Source organism: Marinifilum caeruleilacunae (assembly GCF_013141825.1).
Lineage (GTDB): Bacteria > Bacteroidota > Bacteroidia > Bacteroidales > Marinifilaceae > Marinifilum > Marinifilum caeruleilacunae.
Map to the genome: position 1 here is coordinate 19514 of NZ_RZNH01000020.1, position 17164 is coordinate 36677.

Genomic DNA, 17164 nt, shown 5'->3' on the forward strand with positions numbered 1-17164 from the left:
AATTTATGATTGTGGAATTATAACGGTAAAGGTACTACCATAATTTTTCTTGCTCCAAACATTTATTGATCCTTTATGTGCATCAATAATCATTCGTGAGTATGATAAACCTATCCCAAATCCTTTCACATCATGGCGATCGCCCGTAGGAGCACGGTAATATCTCTCGAATACATGCTTTTGCTCTTCTTTATTCATGCCAATACCTTTATCGGATACCAAAACATGTAAACTGCCATTTATATTTTTTGTTTCGATTGATAATTCTGGTTTTCCTGGAGAGTACTTAATGGCATTATCGAGTAAATTGAGAAATACATTTTGGATCAATTCCCGATCACCTGTAATTAAATCGTTCGAGGCCTTATTATTTATTAATAGATCTCCTTCCCTTTCAGAAATACTTACCGATAAAGTTTCGATACATTCCGAAAGTAAATCGTGAACTTTAAACTGATTAGAATTCAGTTGCAACTCTCCTCTATCGATGCACGATAACTTTAGCAATTGATCGATTTGCTTTTTTAACCTGTTATTTTCAGAGGTGATTACATTGGCATAATGTTTCACCTGCTCACTCTGAGAATATACTTTTTCGCGACCCAACATTTTCCCCGCCAAAGCAATGGTAGCCATAGGAGTTTTAAATTCGTGGGCAATATTATTAATCAAATCTGTGGTGCGTCCCAGTATTTTCTTATCCTTAAATAAGGAAAGAACTGTAATCCCAAAAAACACGAACAGGATCAGGATTAATATCATCGATAGAATAAACATACTGCCCATACTATCAAGAATGCTTTGTTCCCTTTTTTGAAAATATACATTCAGCACAGCCTTGTCGTGACTTAAGGCCTTTCGTAAACTATAATAGAAACATTTACTTCTGGGTTGCTCGTCGGCCGAACTTAATACCTCAATATTATACGGCGATTGAATTTGGTAATTTTTAAATTGTTGCTTAATAATGGAATCCAAACGCTCCACCTCGCTTTCCAATTGTGCACTGTCGTTGGCATCGAATTTCGACTTGTTCATACAGGCACTCATGGTTTCGCAACTCTCCCTGTCTTTCATGAATTCATCCACCGATTCGTGCAATGCCATACCAACCCTATGATTAAATTGTTCTTCATTTAAATCACGGGCCCGGTTAATCCATCTTATCTGTATTAAAAGAAGAGTAATAAGAACTACAATCGATACTCCAAGCAAGATTTGGATTCGATAATGATTAATTCTGTTAATTAATGTTTGAACTTTTTTTCTCATTCAATTTCTTCTGTACTCCTTTAGTTTTCGGTCAATTAAACACCTCAAAGGTAATTTATTTTTTAAAAAATTAAACTTCTTTAACAATTCATTAACAGCAGATAAAAAGATCTTTTACGTTCTTTATCATACAATTCAATTAAAACAAAACGGATTAATTAACATTTTAAATTTAAAACGATGAAGAAATTATTATTGAGCCTATTATTTGTTTTCGCAATTAGCGCGGTGAGTATTGCAAGTGTACCAGTTAACATTACTGTAGATAACGATATCGTACTTACTCAGGATTTCGATCAGGATCAGGAACAAGATAAGAAGAAAGTTAAAAAAGAAGCTAAAGCTGATAAAAAAGCATGTTGCTCTGATAAAAAAGCTTGTTCTGATAAAAAAGAATGTTCAAGCAAAAAAGAGTGCTGTAAAGGCAAAAAAGAAGCTAGCGCTAAAAAATGTGGTTCTGACTGCAAAAAAGGTTGTAGCAAAAAAGAAGCTAGCGCAAAAAAATGTGACGGTAAGTGCAAAAAAGAAGCAAGCGAGAAAAAATCATAAGTTTTTATCAATTTACTGCTAAACCCTTCGAAAAAACCGAAGGGTTTTTTTATGCAGTTTGGTACAATTTATGTTGCCTTCTTTTCGTTCAGATTAAAAATGCTATCCATAATGAAAACAGCAATAATTGTACTCGTAAATGTTCTACTGACCTTTGCACTGCAAGCTCAAAATGTAGAACGCTATATGAAATATCACGACAAGGGAAGAATGTTAATTCTGGAAGGAAAATACAATGATGCCATTCCACAGTTGGATACTGCAATTCGCATTATGCCATATTACCCAACAATATTTCAGGACAGAGGCTATGCCTACATGCAGCTAAAAAAATACGATAAAGCCATTCTCGATTTCGATCATGTACTGCAAAAGAAACCATATATGACCGAAGTTAGACTTCAAAGAGGCATGGCTTATTACCATTTGAATCGATTAAATGAATCGGAACAAGATTTAATTGCAGTTGCCAATTCAAACCCTCAAAAAAGCAGGGAGGCTCTCATTTACCTGGATAATATCAGGAAAGAAAAAGAGTTGGCCTATATCGAAAACCAACAACAGCTTGAATATCTGCGCTTGCAGGTGGAAAATGAAAGGCTCCAGAGAGCCCGTCATCGGGAGGAAGTGATTTGGAATACCGTTGTTCCCCTGGCATTTTGGACCACTGTTTTTCTAACCTGGTAAATCAGTATCAGGCTTGATCTGCCTTCTTCTGAATGAAATTGTTTTCCCGGCAAATCGTATTTTTTTGAAATCAGGTGTATCTGTATTTTCCAGTTTCAGCCTTAATTTATCTATACTATCAATCGATCCAACAACCGTTAATACATCACCCAGTCTTAACCTGGTAAAACCTGTAGAAATTAATGTATTCTGATTGCGTTTGGTAGCCAGAATAATTAAATCTGTAGGCATTTGAATATCGCGAATGGCAACTCCATGCAATTCTGAGTTTTGCATTTCAATATCTACAGTGTCCTGATTTTCTTCCATACCTAGAAGTAGCGATGTAGCAACTGGTGAACGCACCAGGTGGTCCATTAAACTTACCATTACAGTAGATGGTTCTACAATTAAAGCTCCCAACTCGTGGAATTTCTTAATGAAACTTCTGTCGTGAACCCTAACAACAATATCTCTTGTTCCAAAGTGCTCGTAGGCAAGCTCACATACCATTAAATTTTCTTTGTCCTTATTCAATAGAATCAATGCATCAACTTTATGGGCATTTGCCTTTTGAAGTTCTTCCAAATTGTATTCGGGAACATGAATTACATCTACCCCATGATATTCAAGTTTCGATTTCTCTAAATCTCGCGTAACCAGTTTTACTTTCCAGTCGTGATCGCTAAGCTGTCGTGCCAAAGCCAATGATTGTCCTTCAAGGCCAAAAATGAAGGCTTTTTGCACTTTATTTTCATGCTGAAGCTCTCTTTGTTTATGGCTCTCTCCTACCAACAAAATAGACCATTTAAATAATGGTGGGCCAAAAATTTCATTGAGTACGATTACCGCAATCAAAATGGTGGCAAACTCATCGCCCCAGCCCGGGTATTTTGCCGAAACTACCGAAACGAGTCCCAATGCAACTCCTGCTTGTGTAACAAATGGCATCCACGATATTCTATTGTATCTTAATGGATCGCCACCTAGCGTACCACCAATAAAAGCACCAATAGCCATACTTCCCAATCGCACAACAAAGAAAAGCAATGCAATAGACCAAACATTTTGCAGGATATCAATTTTTACAGAAGCTCCTGTTAAGGTGTAGAAAAGCACATATATTGAGGGAACTACAAGCTCGATAATTCGATTGAACTCTCTGCGATTTTTCCCAAAATTAACCACCACAAAACTGCCCAGAATACAGATTAATAAGGGCTCAATATACAAGTCAAATCCAAACCATTCGATACTTTTATGATGCACCAAACTGGCCAGTAAGTATACACTATATCCCGTAAGGACAATAACCACAGCTTTTATCTGTGTGTAAAGGCGAATTGCCAAAATTACATTTAACAAATACCCCAGAGCGAATCCAAGTAATACCGACAAACAAAGTTCTCCAAACAAAATAACCACCAACCAGATATCGAAAGGGATCTTGGAGATTAATGCATCAGCAACAGCAAAACAGATGGTAAAGAGAATAATTACCAAAACATCTTTAATTACTGTTACGCCAATGGCCATTTGTGTAAAGGGACCTTTGGCTCTCATTTCATTAATTACTGCAATGGCCGAAACGGGAGACCTGGTAACAAACACGGTTCCAATTAACAGAGCAATGGCTAATTGGTATTCGAATGACATTTCGGACAAAAACTGAATTCTCTCGGAAACCAGCAGAACAAAGGATACACTGATGCTAAAAGTAAAAACCAACTGACCAAAAGTCATCCACTTAATGCTTTTCATCCTGCCTTTCAGCTCTTTGAGAAACAATTCAGCTCCAGCAGCAAAAGCAATAAAGGCCAATGATACTTCGTTCACAAAGCCAAGTTTTTCGATCGAACTTTTAGGCAAAAGGTTTAGCACATAAGGCCCCGATAAAATTCCAATAAACAACAAACCTGTAATGATTGGTAATTTTATTTTCGGAAAGTAGAGTGAAATTCGATTTGCACCAACTGCAATAATTAAAAATCCCACCACTACCATTACTATTTCAAGGTATCCATTCATTCAGTTTAATTTTAGTGTGTTGCAGAAACGACTGATTATAAAACATATCAAAGCAACATGTTTAAATAACATTATTTAAGATACAGAATTCTCTTATTAGTTCCAATTTGTCTGCTTGCTGTTAAATAAATGTAAACACTGCACACTAACGAACACCAACTGTACGACATGAAACAATAATTACTGATTTTCAATCGTTCACAACTCACCCTACAACACTATTAATGTGACTATTACAACTCTTGGCATAATAACTGATTATAAACTCATGAACCTATTAACCAAAGACAAGATGAATACCATAAAGAATATTGCAATTGGGGGAGCAATTTTTATGATGAGCATCGCGAATTCTCTCGCAGGCAATCAAATTGAATCTCCAAGAGACATCAAATCTATTTTTGATGAAACCAAAGAGCTTTGCTCTAAAGACAATGGGCTTTTGTGGGGACATAGCCTTGATGTTCCAATTCTCTTTATCGATGAAGAAAATGGTGTAATTTATTCCAATAAAAACAGTTCAAAACTAGAGCTTACCGAAGAGAACAACATGTATGTTGGTGCGCTTCCAGATTTTATTGAAGTAAAAAAAGGCCCACAAAAAATCGACAAAAGAAACTGGGCCGTAATACCTCTTCCATTGCCTGAAAATAAAATTGAACAACAATGCCTGATTCTTCATGAAGCATTTCATTGTTTGCAACCTCAAATCGATTTAAAGCCATTACCATACAATAACAATCATATGGAAGAAATGGAAGCACGTTTGTGGTTAAAACTAGAATGGAAAGCTCTTGAGTTTGCCTTACAAAGCGAAGGTGAAGATAGAAAGCAGGCCATTATTGATGCGATCTGCTTTCGAAAATATCGAAGAGCTTTATTCTCAGATTGCGATGGTTGTGAAAACCGATTTGAAATTCATGAAGGAATGGCAGAATACACTGCTAATAAAATCTGTAGAACACCAAATGAGTTCAAATCGTATCTTCAAACAAAATTAACTGCACTTTGGGAAAGCAAATCGTATGTAGACTGTTTTGCTTATTATACCGGACCTGTATATGCCTACCTTCTTGATGAAACGGAAGCAAACTGGAGAAACCAACTGGGTTCGAAAGATGATATTTCCATTTTGGTTCAGACTGCATATAACATAGCGCTGCCATTTGATGTGTATATGGAAGCCGAAGAAAGATCCGTCTTGTACAGCGGTGCAAAAATTATGGGAGAAGAGCTCGATCGCGAAATTGCATTATAATTTTTTTATATATCTGATATCAAATCATTACAAAAGGATGGCCCGAGGCTGTCCTTTTCTATTTACATTACAATTTTGTTTCCTTAACTTTATATATCAAAAAAGAAAAATATGAATATTTTATTGGAACAAGGCTGGAGCGAAATTGATAGTAAACTGGTAAAAAACTATGTCTTATCAGGTTTTAAGCAAGCAGTTCATTTTATCAACCTGATTGCAGAAGATGCTGAAAAAGCTGATCATCACCCCGACATTAAATTGTATAAGTACAAAAATGTCAGAGTGATTTTAACAACTCATTCAAAAAGAAGAATTACCGAGAAGGATATCTCCCTGGCCAAAAAAGTGGATCAAATTTTTGACTCCCTAAATCAGAATTAGCGGATTTCGATACCCTTGTTGTAAGTCCCTAAGATTTTCATCCCCCTGGCCTTTTCAGAAATTTTGTTCATGGCATTTTTAAATTGCAATGGCGTTTCGAACTCTAAATCCACATGGAAAAAGTATTGCCAATTGACACCTGGAATAGGGTGTGATTGAATTTTTGAAAGGTTAATTCGTTCTTCAGCAAAACATTCTAAAATATAAGACAGGCTGCCAGGCTCGTGGCTAGTACTAAAATAAAGCGATGCCTTAGTATATCCGCCATTCGGACCAACATCCTTTTTGCGCTTTAAAAGAAAAAACCTGGTTTGATTATTCTTAATGCTCTCTATCTCTTCAGCCAGTATTTCAAGCTCGTACAAACTTGCTGGCAAATCGCCGGCAATGGCTCCAATTCCATGCAATTCTTTTTCACGAATGTTTCTGGCACTAATGGCGGTATCTTCAGTTTCGACCAGGCGTATGTGTGGGTATTTGCGAAAAAATGCTCTACATTGGTTTATTGCCATTGGATGTGAATGCACCTCTTTCAAATCTTCGATTTTCTGCCCTGGCAAGGACATTAAATTTTGTTTTACTCTAAGGAAAATTTCACCTTCTACCACGAGTCCTGAATCTTGAAGAAGTCCATAATTTTGAAGTATACTTCCAGCAATGGAATTTTCTATGGCCATGATGCCCGCATCGCAAACACTTTCATCATTCACAAGGTCGACCAGTTTTGCAAAGTTTTCTGCCGGAATAATTTCAACATCTTCTCCGTAATAGGCATTGGCAGCAATATGATGAAAGCAGCCTTCCACTCCCTGAATTACAATTCTTCTTTTATCCATTTTATTTTGGTTTTTGTTAGATTTTTATCAAAAAAAAAGTCCTGATTAATCAGGACTCTCATTTACTTTATGCTGTATTTAAACCATAAGAATCCTGTCCTTCTCGTCTCCAAAAAAGAAAAAGCTAAAAAAGAAGCTAAAGAAAAATATGGTTCTCATTTTATCGTAAAAAAAAAGAGCCTTAAAAAAGGCTCAGTTAATATTTTAGATTACACAAAACCTTCTTAGCATGATCTGCTAAAAAAGAAAAAAAACTGATTTGTGTAATTTCTGTTCATCATCTATAATTTGCTTTGTTTGAGTCAAAGGTAAAAAAATATTTTAAAATCCGACTTTCCCGCAATATTAATATTGAGTTAAGAACATCAATTTTCATTTAACAATTCTTAGTTTTAAATCAGTTTCTCACACTTTTTTAATATCTTTTATGCTCATTCACCATACTTTAAGAGGAAACCACATGAGAAGAAACATCCTATTACTTTACTTATTGTTATGCTGCAGCATGATTTCTGCTCAAAATGGCAAGGAATATTCCATTGCAATTTTGGGAGACAAATACATCCACGATACCGATTCTATCCTGAATCGTCTGCAATCGGAGATAAAATCAGTAGTTGCACAGGAAGCAAAAGTTGTATTCAAAGAACAGTATTTTCTGTTGAACGAACTCAACAAAGAAAAAGCAAAACAGAATTACGAAAAGGCAATTCAAGCCAATGATGTAGATTTAATTCTATCCTTTGGCTCTATCAATAATTTTGTAATCGCCCAATCAAATAACTTCCCAAAACCAGTGGTATTATTTGGTGTAATCAACGATGATTTCATCGAGTTTCCCGAAGGTCAGAAAAGTTCAAAAATTGAGAATCTAACCTATATTCTTACCCCACAATCTTATCAGAAGGATTTAAGTGAATTTCGGGAAATGTATCCCTACAAGAAGGTTGGAATTATTGTAGATCAATATTTAAGCGAAATTTATCCTGTCGAAGAAACTTTAGGCAAAATTCTCAAAGATAGTAATGCTGATTTCAAACTTATCTCACTCTCTTCTGTTGATGATTTGAGTTCAGAGCTTGATGATGTAGATGCGGTATACCTTTCTGGTGGACAATTTTATTCTGAAGAAGATCAGCAAAGAATGATCAACATGATCAATGACCGAAAATTACCATCCTATACATCCATGGATCAGAGATTTTCCGATTTTGGTATACTATTCAATTCTCAACCCGTGAATGAGCTCGATCAGTTTTTCAGAAGAATTGCCCTTACCATTGAAGCGGCTGTGATGGGAAAGAAATTATCCGAACTTCCTATTTATTTGGATTTTGAGTCGAAACTTTTACTCAATATCGAAACATCGTTTAAAATTGAGTTTCCATTAAAATACAGCTTTCTGATTCGTACCAATATCGTAGGTAGTGCTCAGAATATTCCTTTCCAAAAAAAATATTACCTCGACGATGTGGTTTATCAATTATTGGAGAGTAACCTCAGTTTAAAGGCAAGTAAATACGATGTTGATTTGGCAAAAAAAGATGTTAAACTTGCAAACAGTGAATATTTGCCTAACCTATCTTCTTCTCTTACGGGTTCTCATATCGATCCGGATCTTGCCAAAGCTTCCAATGGATCAAATCCAGAATTTTCGACCAGTGGAAATATTAGCTTGGAACAGGTTTTATTTTCGGAACAGGCAAGTGCCAATATCAAAATTCAGAAAGAACTGGAACAGGCTAGCCAGGAAAACTACAATGCAACAGAAAAGGATGCCATTTTGGATGCTGGTATCACCTTTTACAATGCGCTTATCGCGAAAGCAAATTTTCTGATAAATGATGAAAACCTAAGGGTTACCCGAAAGAATTTTGAAATCGCAAAACAAAACTATTCCGTAGGACAAACCGGAAAATCTGATGTTCTAAGATGGCGAAGTGAACTTGCCCTGGCCACCCAAAACATTGTAAATGCCTATACCAACTATGTGCAAACCATACATGCACTAAACCAGGTTTTAAATAATCCTATCGATTTTAAAATTGATATTGCCCACGCTCTTGTTGATGAAGAAGCTGTAGATCAATTTGATTACAAAGGCTTGATTCAACTGATTGACGATCCGATTCTAAGAAGCAAATTGCTAAACTTCCTGGAGCAGGTTGCAATTGAAAATGCTCATGAGTTAAAATCACTTCAGTTTAATATTTCGGCAAGTGAGCGTTCGGCCAAACTGTACCAACGCAGTAAGTTTTTGCCAACAGTGGCATTACAAGGAGCTTATAATCATACGTTCACACGCGACGGAGAAGGCAGTTCATATCCTACAGGTTTTACTGCTCCTCCTGATGGATATTACAATGTAGGCGTTCAGCTGAGCCTGCCTCTTTTCAATAAAAATCAGCGTAATATCAATCGCCAAAAATCCCTAATTCAACAGGATCAGTTAAAACTACAGAAAGAAAATACCGAAAGTATAATTCGCCAGAATGTTAATGATATCGTTTATTCCATTTTGAACCTGTACACCAATATAGAATTGTCGAACCTGACAACCAAAACAGCAAAGGAAAGTTTGGACTTAATGCAAATCTCTTACCTAAATGGTGCCGTGAGTATTACCAGCTTAATTGATGCTCAGCAAGCTTATTTTCAGGCTCAACAGCAACAGGCAAGTGCTGGTTATAACTTTTACCTAAGCCTGTTACAAATGGAAAGAATTTTATCCTATTATTTCTTCCTGAACCCTGATGAAGAGAATCAAAACTTTATTCAGAACCTTCAGAATTATCTTATATCAAACAATCAGTAAAGAAAAACCATATCATTATGAAATCATTATACACATTTCCAATTGCACTATTATTCGTTCTGTTTAGCGCATGCTCTGGTGGCGAAAAGGATCAAAAAACAGAGCGATTCCGACCCGTAAAATACCAGGAAGTAAACTATTCCGGAATTGGCCAGGTTCGATCCTTTAATGGTACCGCCCGATCTGACAAGGAAATCAACCTTAGCTTTAGAACAGCCGGAATTCTTACTGTTTTAAATATTGCCAATGGTCAAAGCGTAAACAAAGGCGATTTATTGGCCAGAATCGATAACTCGGAAGCCCAGCTATCTTTGGAACAGTCTATTTCAACCTTGAGTAGCTCAAAGGCCAATTTAAATACGGCCACATCAACACTGGAACGAACCAGAACCCTTTTCGAAAAAGGAAGTGCCTCGCTAAGTGATTATGAGAACGCAAAAGCATCTTATGCTTCGGCCGAAGCCAATTATGAATCGGCCAAACGAAGTGTTGAAATTCAGGAGAAGCAAGTGGGATATGGTATTATTAATGCGCCGGCCAATGGAGTAATTGCATCCAAAAATGTTGAAAACAACGAGAATGTAAGTGCCGGACAAATTATTGCCGTTCTAAATGCAGGAAGCTTTATGGAGGTAAGCCTGGGACTGCCCGAAAATGTAATCAACAGGGTGAATAAAGGGATGAATGTTACGGCTACTTTTCCAGCACTTCAAGGAAAAGAATATGAAGGAATTGTAAATGAAGTTTCTCCATCCATTAGTGAAGGTTCTGCTACCTATCCGGTACGAATCAAATTAACTGGTGAAACATCCGAAGTAAAATCGGGAATGGCTGCACACATTAAATTTAAATTTGGTAAAACCGATAAAGGCGATAGTCTTATTGTTCCGATATCAGCCGTAGGCGAAGATAGCAAAGGAAATTTTGTTTTTGTAATTGTAAAAGAGAACGAAAATGTTGGAGTGATTAAAAAGCAACATTTTACGGTTGGAGAACTTTCTCCCGTTGGATTTGAAGTAAAAAGTGGTTTAAAACCAGGTCAACTGGTAGCAACTGCTGGTTTACAAACCCTGCTCGACGGACAAAAAGTTAGCTTAAAATAGTATTCACCCCTTAACAATGCAATTATGAACCTTACAAAATTTGCTATTGAAAAAAGCCGAATCACATTTACATTGCTAGCTGTGGTGGTGATACTAGGTTTGGCTCTATACGAAACATTGCCCAGGGACAGTATGCCACCTTATACCGTAAGAGTTGCAACTGTGGTTTCATCTTTTCCTGGTGCCGGGCCAGAACGAGTAGAACTTTTGGTTACAGATAAAATTGAAAAGAAAGCCCAGGAAATTCCTGAGGTAAAAGAAATCAACAGTACATCAAGAACAGGATTATCGGTGGTTACTGTAACACTGAAAGATGAAGTTGCGCCGGAAGATCTTCAATCCATATGGGACAAGCTAAGAAGAAAATTAAATGACTTGCGTGACCTTCCACAAGGTGTTAATCCGAACCTTAACGACGATGATGTTGGTGTGGTTTATGGTATAATGGTTGGCCTGATAAGTGATGGTTACTCCTATGTTGAAATGAAGGAGTTTGCCGATGATTTAAGAGATGCCTTAATTAAACTTGATGATGCTGCCAAAGTAGAACTTGGCGGCGTTCAGGACGAAAGGGTATTTATCGAGTTCGATGAATCCCAATTAAAAGAATATGGATTAACATCCTCCATGCTTCAAAATATTATTGCTTCTACAAACATTTTGGATTCGGGAGGTGAAGTGAACCTGGAATCGGAAAGAATTATACTTGAGCCAACCGGGAACTATGAATCACTGGAAAGCATTGAAAACACCCTGATTCCTGTAGGAGATGGAAGCCAGGTGGTACAATTAAGAGATATTACCAGCATCAGGAAAGCTTATGTGGAACCTGCCAGCACCATTGTGCATGTGAATGGGCAACCTGCCATCTCTTTATCGATTTCACTAATGGATGGAGCCAATATCATTAAACTTGGCCAAGATGTAGATAAGGTATTAGCAGATTGGAACGAACGCTTGCCTATTGGCCTCGACGTTCAAAGATTGACTTCCTTAGATCACTATGTAGATAAAAGTATTGATAACTTTATCGGCAACCTGGTTCAATCTATCGTAATTGTATTGGTTGTAATGCTGATATTTCTGGGTTTGAGAACCGGTTTGATTATTTCCAGTCTGATACCAATTGTTACCATTATGACTTTAATGCTAATGGGTTTAATCAATATGGGTTTAAACCAGGTAACTTTAGCAGCTTTAATCATGGCGCTTGGAATGATGGTTGATAATGCCATCGTGGTTTCTGAATCTATTATGGTAAAAATGGAAAAAGGCATGTCGGTGAAAGATGCTGCTGTTTCTTCCTGTTCGGAGTTAATTGTTCCACTTCTGATTTCGACATTGACCACATCGGTAGCATTTCTCTCTTTCTATTTGGCCGAATCGACCATGGGTGATATTGTTGGACCTATTTTCGTAGTCATTACACTGGCGTTGATCTCATCATGGATTGTTTCGCTTACCATTATAACGATGCTTTGCTATTATTTCCTTAAGGTGAAACCTAAGGACGAGTCGAAGCCTAACTTCATGGATCGAATTTTTGGTACCCTAAAAGTATATTACAAATCGATTATTCTCTCGGCTCTAAACCGAAAAGGAATGGTAATTGGTGGCATTGTACTCTTATTTATTTTATCCTTAAAGGGATTTAGTTTGGTACCTTTCATTTTCTTCCCCGATAGTGATCGAAACATGATTACCGTTGATATCAACCTGCCATTGGGTACAAAGATTGAACAGACCGAGAAGGTGGTTAAAAGAATAGAAGGTTATATCACCAGTGATTTATTGGTGAACAATGATAGGGATAAAGGCATAATCGACTGGTCCTCCTTTATCGGTCAGGGTCCGGAATCTTATGACCTGGGTTACTCTCAGGATGAAGCAAATTCGAGCTATGCCCACATTCTTGTTAATACCAGCTCCTTCGAAGAAAACGCCGAAGTAATTCGAAAACTGGATGAATTTAGCTACCAAAGTTTCCCAAATGCTGATGTAAAAGTATCTGCCTTAGGATCGGGAGGTAGTGGCACTCCTATCGAAATAAAGGTAAAAGGAAATAATCCTGATATTCTTGCCGAGCTATCTGAAAAAATAAAATCGAAACTTTCACAGGTTCAGGGAACCAAAAATGTAAAGGACGATTGGGGTCCAAAAACCAAAAAGTTTGTGATCAATATTGATCAGAACAATGCACAAATTGCAGGAATTACAAACCAGGATATTGCCACATCTTTAAAAACCGTGTTGGATGGTTTCCAAACGGGTGAATATCGCGAAGAAGATAAAAACATTCCAATTTTATTGAGAGGTTTCTCCAGTCAGAATCAAAGCTATGAAACCATAGAAACCATGAATGTATTTTCGCAGAGCTCTGGAAAGAGTGTGCCGCTTTCGCAGGTAGCCAGCATTATTCCGCAATGGCAATATGCCAAAATTAAGCGACTGGATTTGGCCCGAAGCATTAATGTTTCCAGTGAAATAACCGAAGAGGGAAATGCATCTGCAATTATGGACGAAGTATTGCCATGGCTGGAAGAAGATGTAAAAACCTGGCCTGCCGGTTACAACTATGAGCTGGGAGGTGAAAGTAAGAATACAGCTGAAAATATGGGTGCTGTAATTGCTTATTTACCATTGTCGGCATTTTTAATCCTGCTTCTTTTGGTGATCCAATTCAATTCATTCCGTAAAACCACCATGGTGGTTAGTACCATTCCTTTGGGTGTAATTGGTGTGGTTATTGGTTTAATAGCCCTTCGCTCCTACTTTGGCTTTATGGCCTTTTTAGGTGTTATTTCTCTTGCCGGAATTGTAATTAACAATGCCATTGTATTAATCGACAGAATAGAAATTGAACTTACCGAACTCAAACGGACTCCACAAGATGCAGTGATAGCAGCTTGTTTGCAGCGTTTCAGACCAATTCTTTTAACTACCTTCACTACATCATTAGGATTAATTCCATTGTATCTTGGAGGTGGATTAATGTGGGAACCAATGGCTGCATCAATCATGATAGGGCTCCTGTTTGGTACAGTAATTACATTAATATTTATCCCTGCTTTATATAGTGTGTTCTATAAAGTAAATTACAAGGATTATGAATTTAACGAAGCTCTTTTAAGCGACTAAATAATTTACAAATTAGAAGCCTGTCACAAAACGACAGGCTTTTTCTTTATCCCATTTTTAACAAATCAATAACAAGCCAGATTATTCTGTTTCAACGATTAATGGTATATTTAATACTCACAAGTCTTATTTGTACATGATGATGAAACAACGATTATTTTACTTGTTGATTGTTTTAATATCCATTAGCCTAAATGGCAATTCCCAGGATTTTAAAACCATGGATTACGAAGCTTTAAAGCCAAGTTTTCATCAACAAAACGATACCACATATGTTATTAACTTCTGGGCCATGTGGTGTAAACCATGCGTGGAAGAACTTCCCGAATTTGAACACATCAGAAAATCTTACGAAAACAAAAAAGTAAAAATCCTACTGGTAAGTTTGGATTTTGGTTCGAATGTAAAGGAACGTCTCACAAAATTCCTCAAGAAAAAAAACATCAATGCCGAAGTGGTAATCCTCGATGACCCCGATTCAAACGCCTGGATCGGTAAAGTTGATCAAAGTTGGGATGGTGCATTACCGGCAACGGTTGTTTATAAAAAAGAAAATCGAAAATTCTTTGCCGGAAAAATTACCTACTCAGAACTGGCAGAGACCATTGATAATTTTAACAGATAAAATTTTAGTATTAACCAATTTTTATAAAAATGAAAAAAGTATTATTACTATGCTTCCTACTCATATCATCTGTAGCAATTATGGCTCAGGGATATAAAGTTGGAGATTCAGCTGAAGATTTCAAGCTGAAAAACATCGATGGCAAACACATTTCTCTTTCAGATTACTCTGATGCCAAAGGATTTGTAGTAATCTTTACCTGTAACCACTGTCCATATGCAGTGGCTTATGAGGATCGAATTATTGATTTCGATAAGAAGTATAAGAAAAAAGGCTTTCCTGTAATTGCAATTAATCCAAACGATCCTGCTGTTGTTCCAGGAGATTCGTTTGAAGGAATGCAAAAAAGAGCAAAGGAAAAAGGATTCACATTTCCTTATTTATTTGATGCAAAACAGGAAGTTTACAAGAACTTTGGTGCAACTAAAACTCCTCATGTTTACGTATTAAGTAAGGATAAAAGTAAATTAACTGTTGAGTATATTGGTACAATAGATAATAATTACAAAGATGCTTCTAAAGTGAGTACAAGGTATTTAGAAGATGCAGTTAATTCTCTGTTAATGAACAAAAAACCTGAAGTGACTTATACAAAGGCAATTGGATGTTCCATTAAGACAAAAGGATGAGTATAGAGTATTCTTAATAATAAAAAAAACACAGCCAATTAGCTGTGTTTTTTTGTCTTTAAATCCGAAACTTACTCCGTAATTTTCAACGACAATTTTCCAACTACTCTGCCCGATTCGCTATATTGATGCGCTTTTGCAATATCGTCTAACTCATAAGATTTATCGATATGGGTTTTTAATAAACCTGCATCCACAAAATCGGCCAATAGTTCAAGGTCTTTTTTGCTTTCCTGCACAAATATCTTTTTCATTTTCTTAGAGCTAACCATGTTATGAATAGAACCTAGTAAAAGAATATTAAATGAAGGCAAAGTTGTAACATAAACACCGCCACGTTGTAACAAGTGTTTTACTTTCGAATATTCAAGATTTCCAACAACATCGAAAAAAATGTCGTATTCTTCCTGTATTTCAAACAGATTCTCGTTTTGATAATCGACTACCCTATCGGCTCCCAACTCTTTTGCAAATTCTAGATTTTTCGTGCTACACACTCCTGTTGCCTTACACTGAAAAGCTTTTGCCAACTGCAAGGCAAACGAACCAACTCCTCCGGAACATCCATTCACCAATACACTCATTCCCTTTTTAATGCCGCCCATATCACGCAAAGCTTGTAAGGCTGTTAAACCTGCCAAGGGTAAAGTTGCTGCTTCCTCAAAATTCATATTCTGCGGCTTAAGAGCAAGATGATCGGGTGTAGTGGCAACATATTCGGCATATGCACCATTTTTAATGATATCTACCTTACCATACACCTCATCGCCAACACGATAAAACTGCACTTTTTTACCTACTTCCAAAATTCTGCCTGCAATATCGCCACCTAAAACACAAGGTAATTTTTTTCGCATGAACAGTTTCAGCATGCCTTTTCTAATCTTCCAATCAACAGGATTAACCGAAGATGCGTATACCTCTACCAATACCTGGTTGTCTTTTATTTTGGGTCGATCCAGATTTGCAATTTCCAACACATCCGGAGAACCATATTTCCTCATTACAATAGCTTTCATCGTCGTTTTCTTTCAGTTAGGTTGAATCTTTTGTAAGTATAAAACTCACTATTCAAGTTACGACAAGTTTGGCTCAATTTCAAGGCGTTAGAAGAACGCAAGCTTATTGTGTATCTAGCAGAAGATATGTGATTTCAACATGGTCCGTAAGAACAATAGGATCTGGATTTGTGAATGATTGTGCCCCAGTGTATCCGGCCTTATCCATTCTCATTTCAGCCATATGCTGTTTAGGACCGTAAATGGTTTTTACCGTTCCGTAATTAATATTCTGAATGCTTCCCAATTGTACTTCTGCTGATTCGGCCAGCACCTTAGCTTTTGTTTTAGCATCCTTTACGGCCAATGCAATCAACTTGGCTTCTGTCGATTTAATCAATTCAGGACTTAGGCCATAGTTGGCATTATAATTCAAATCAACATTCGCCGATTTTAGGACTTCAAGGCATGAATGAATGGTTTTAGGCTTCGCTTCCAACTTCAGCTTAAGGCTGTAAATAACCCGATAGCCATCTGGTATTTGTCTGCCCGACTGGTAGGTTCTCTCTTCATTTACTCTCTGGCCTGAGTCGAAAATTTTCAAACTTTTAATTTTAGCAGATTCCAATGACTTTTTCAAACCATCCACATCAGAAAAGTTTTTATTTAAACAAGCCTCATATTCACTGGCCTTTGTACTTATAGTAAGCGATATTTCAACAATATCAGGCTGTTGAAAAATCTTACTTTCCCCTTTCACATGAAGTGTTGGCATTTCTGATTGGGCTGCAGCAGCAATCGCTATAAATAGCATAAATACAATTGGAATTAACTTTTTCATCTCTTATTTTTTATTGATTTATTGC

14 protein-coding genes are annotated in these 17164 nt (G+C 36.8%); 9 read left to right on the forward strand and 5 right to left on the reverse strand.

Going from position 1 to position 17164, the window contains the following annotated elements; genetic code table 11:
- Nucleotides 1–3: 3 nt before the first annotated feature.
- On the reverse strand, nucleotides 4–1272 hold the full coding sequence (locus ELS83_RS12485; RefSeq protein ID WP_171595893.1) for a sensor histidine kinase: 1269 nt from the start codon (nucleotides 1270–1272) through the stop codon (nucleotides 4–6).
- A 180-nt stretch (nucleotides 1273–1452) separates the two neighbouring features.
- Here ELS83_RS12485 and ELS83_RS12490 point away from each other — a divergent pair, with 180 nt between their 5' ends.
- On the forward strand, nucleotides 1453–1821 hold the full coding sequence (locus tag ELS83_RS12490) for a hypothetical protein (protein ID WP_171595894.1): 369 nt from the start codon (nucleotides 1453–1455) through the stop codon (nucleotides 1819–1821).
- A 111-nt stretch (nucleotides 1822–1932) separates the two neighbouring features.
- Entirely contained in the window at nucleotides 1933–2508 is a 576-nt protein-coding gene (locus ELS83_RS12495; RefSeq protein WP_171595895.1) for a tetratricopeptide repeat protein, read from the forward strand.
- Here the strand turns inward: ELS83_RS12495 and ELS83_RS12500 are convergent.
- The gene (locus ELS83_RS12500) at nucleotides 2497–4515 is read right to left on the reverse strand and encodes a monovalent cation:proton antiporter family protein (protein ID WP_171595896.1); all 2019 of its coding nucleotides are present in this window, start codon (nucleotides 4513–4515) and stop codon (nucleotides 2497–2499) included. The two genes, ELS83_RS12495 and ELS83_RS12500, sit on opposite strands and share 12 nt — an antisense overlap.
- A 268-nt stretch (nucleotides 4516–4783) precedes the next feature.
- Between ELS83_RS12500 and ELS83_RS12505 the strand changes: the two genes are divergently transcribed.
- Entirely contained in the window at nucleotides 4784–5773 is a 990-nt protein-coding gene (locus ELS83_RS12505; protein WP_171595897.1) for a hypothetical protein, read from the forward strand.
- A 111-nt stretch (nucleotides 5774–5884) separates the two neighbouring features.
- Entirely contained in the window at nucleotides 5885–6154 is a 270-nt protein-coding gene (locus ELS83_RS12510) for a 4a-hydroxytetrahydrobiopterin dehydratase (protein WP_171595898.1), read from the forward strand.
- Here ELS83_RS12510 and ELS83_RS12515 read toward each other — a convergent pair.
- A complete protein-coding gene (locus tag ELS83_RS12515) occupies nucleotides 6151–6990 on the reverse strand; it encodes a prephenate dehydratase (RefSeq protein WP_171595899.1) in 840 nt (279 codons plus the stop codon). The two genes, ELS83_RS12510 and ELS83_RS12515, sit on opposite strands and share 4 nt — an antisense overlap.
- 460 nt (nucleotides 6991–7450) lie before the next feature.
- On the opposite strand from ELS83_RS12515, the gene ELS83_RS12520 reads away from it, so the two are divergent.
- From ELS83_RS12520 to ELS83_RS12540, 5 genes are all read left to right on the forward strand, one after another.
- Entirely contained in the window at nucleotides 7451–9805 is a 2355-nt protein-coding gene (locus tag ELS83_RS12520) for a TolC family protein (RefSeq protein WP_171595900.1), read from the forward strand.
- Nucleotides 9806–9822: 17 nt separating this feature from the next.
- The gene (locus ELS83_RS12525) at nucleotides 9823–10908 is read left to right on the forward strand and encodes an efflux RND transporter periplasmic adaptor subunit (protein ID WP_171595901.1); all 1086 of its coding nucleotides are present in this window, start codon (nucleotides 9823–9825) and stop codon (nucleotides 10906–10908) included.
- Between the two features lie 24 nt (nucleotides 10909–10932).
- A complete protein-coding gene (locus ELS83_RS12530) occupies nucleotides 10933–14046 on the forward strand; it encodes an efflux RND transporter permease subunit (protein WP_171595902.1) in 3114 nt (1037 codons plus the stop codon).
- Nucleotides 14047–14188: 142 nt separating this feature from the next.
- Nucleotides 14189–14671: a TlpA disulfide reductase family protein gene (locus ELS83_RS12535; RefSeq protein ID WP_171595903.1), complete on the forward strand. Its 483-nt coding sequence runs from the start codon at nucleotides 14189–14191 to the stop codon at nucleotides 14669–14671.
- A 29-nt stretch (nucleotides 14672–14700) separates the two neighbouring features.
- Nucleotides 14701–15300, forward strand: a complete 600-nt coding sequence (locus ELS83_RS12540; RefSeq protein ID WP_171595904.1) for a thioredoxin family protein — start codon at nucleotides 14701–14703, stop codon at nucleotides 15298–15300.
- 71 nt (nucleotides 15301–15371) lie between these two features.
- Here the strand turns inward: ELS83_RS12540 and ELS83_RS12545 are convergent, their stop codons facing one another.
- Nucleotides 15372–16319, reverse strand: a complete 948-nt coding sequence (locus tag ELS83_RS12545; RefSeq protein ID WP_171595905.1) for an NAD(P)-dependent alcohol dehydrogenase — start codon at nucleotides 16317–16319, stop codon at nucleotides 15372–15374.
- Nucleotides 16320–16422: 103 nt separating this feature from the next.
- Complete coding sequence (locus ELS83_RS12550) at nucleotides 16423–17139, reverse strand: SIMPL domain-containing protein (RefSeq protein WP_171595906.1); 717 nt, start codon at nucleotides 17137–17139, stop codon at nucleotides 16423–16425.
- Nucleotides 17140–17164: the final 25 nt, after the last annotated feature.

What these genes read in the sequence shown, in the direction of transcription:
- ELS83_RS12485 (WP_171595893.1), bottom strand. Translation starts at nt 1,272, where the DNA reads ATGAGAAAAAAAGTTCAAACATTAATTAACAGAATTAATCATTATCGA.
- ELS83_RS12530 (WP_171595902.1), top strand. Translation starts at nt 10,933, where the DNA reads ATGAACCTTACAAAATTTGCTATTGAAAAAAGCCGAATCACATTTACA.
- ELS83_RS12510 (WP_171595898.1), top strand. Translation starts at nt 5,885, where the DNA reads ATGAATATTTTATTGGAACAAGGCTGGAGCGAAATTGATAGTAAACTG.
- ELS83_RS12520 (WP_171595900.1), top strand. Translation starts at nt 7,451, where the DNA reads ATGAGAAGAAACATCCTATTACTTTACTTATTGTTATGCTGCAGCATG.
- ELS83_RS12490 (WP_171595894.1), top strand. Translation starts at nt 1,453, where the DNA reads ATGAAGAAATTATTATTGAGCCTATTATTTGTTTTCGCAATTAGCGCG.
- ELS83_RS12545 (WP_171595905.1), bottom strand. Translation starts at nt 16,319, where the DNA reads ATGAAAGCTATTGTAATGAGGAAATATGGTTCTCCGGATGTGTTGGAA.
- ELS83_RS12505 (WP_171595897.1), top strand. Translation starts at nt 4,784, where the DNA reads ATGAACCTATTAACCAAAGACAAGATGAATACCATAAAGAATATTGCA.
- ELS83_RS12550 (WP_171595906.1), bottom strand. Translation starts at nt 17,139, where the DNA reads ATGAAAAAGTTAATTCCAATTGTATTTATGCTATTTATAGCGATTGCT.
- ELS83_RS12540 (WP_171595904.1), top strand. Translation starts at nt 14,701, where the DNA reads ATGAAAAAAGTATTATTACTATGCTTCCTACTCATATCATCTGTAGCA.
- ELS83_RS12525 (WP_171595901.1), top strand. Translation starts at nt 9,823, where the DNA reads ATGAAATCATTATACACATTTCCAATTGCACTATTATTCGTTCTGTTT.
- ELS83_RS12515 (WP_171595899.1), bottom strand. Translation starts at nt 6,990, where the DNA reads ATGGATAAAAGAAGAATTGTAATTCAGGGAGTGGAAGGCTGCTTTCAT.
- ELS83_RS12500 (WP_171595896.1), bottom strand. Translation starts at nt 4,515, where the DNA reads ATGAATGGATACCTTGAAATAGTAATGGTAGTGGTGGGATTTTTAATT.
- ELS83_RS12535 (WP_171595903.1), top strand. Translation starts at nt 14,189, where the DNA reads ATGAAACAACGATTATTTTACTTGTTGATTGTTTTAATATCCATTAGC.
- ELS83_RS12495 (WP_171595895.1), top strand. Translation starts at nt 1,933, where the DNA reads ATGAAAACAGCAATAATTGTACTCGTAAATGTTCTACTGACCTTTGCA.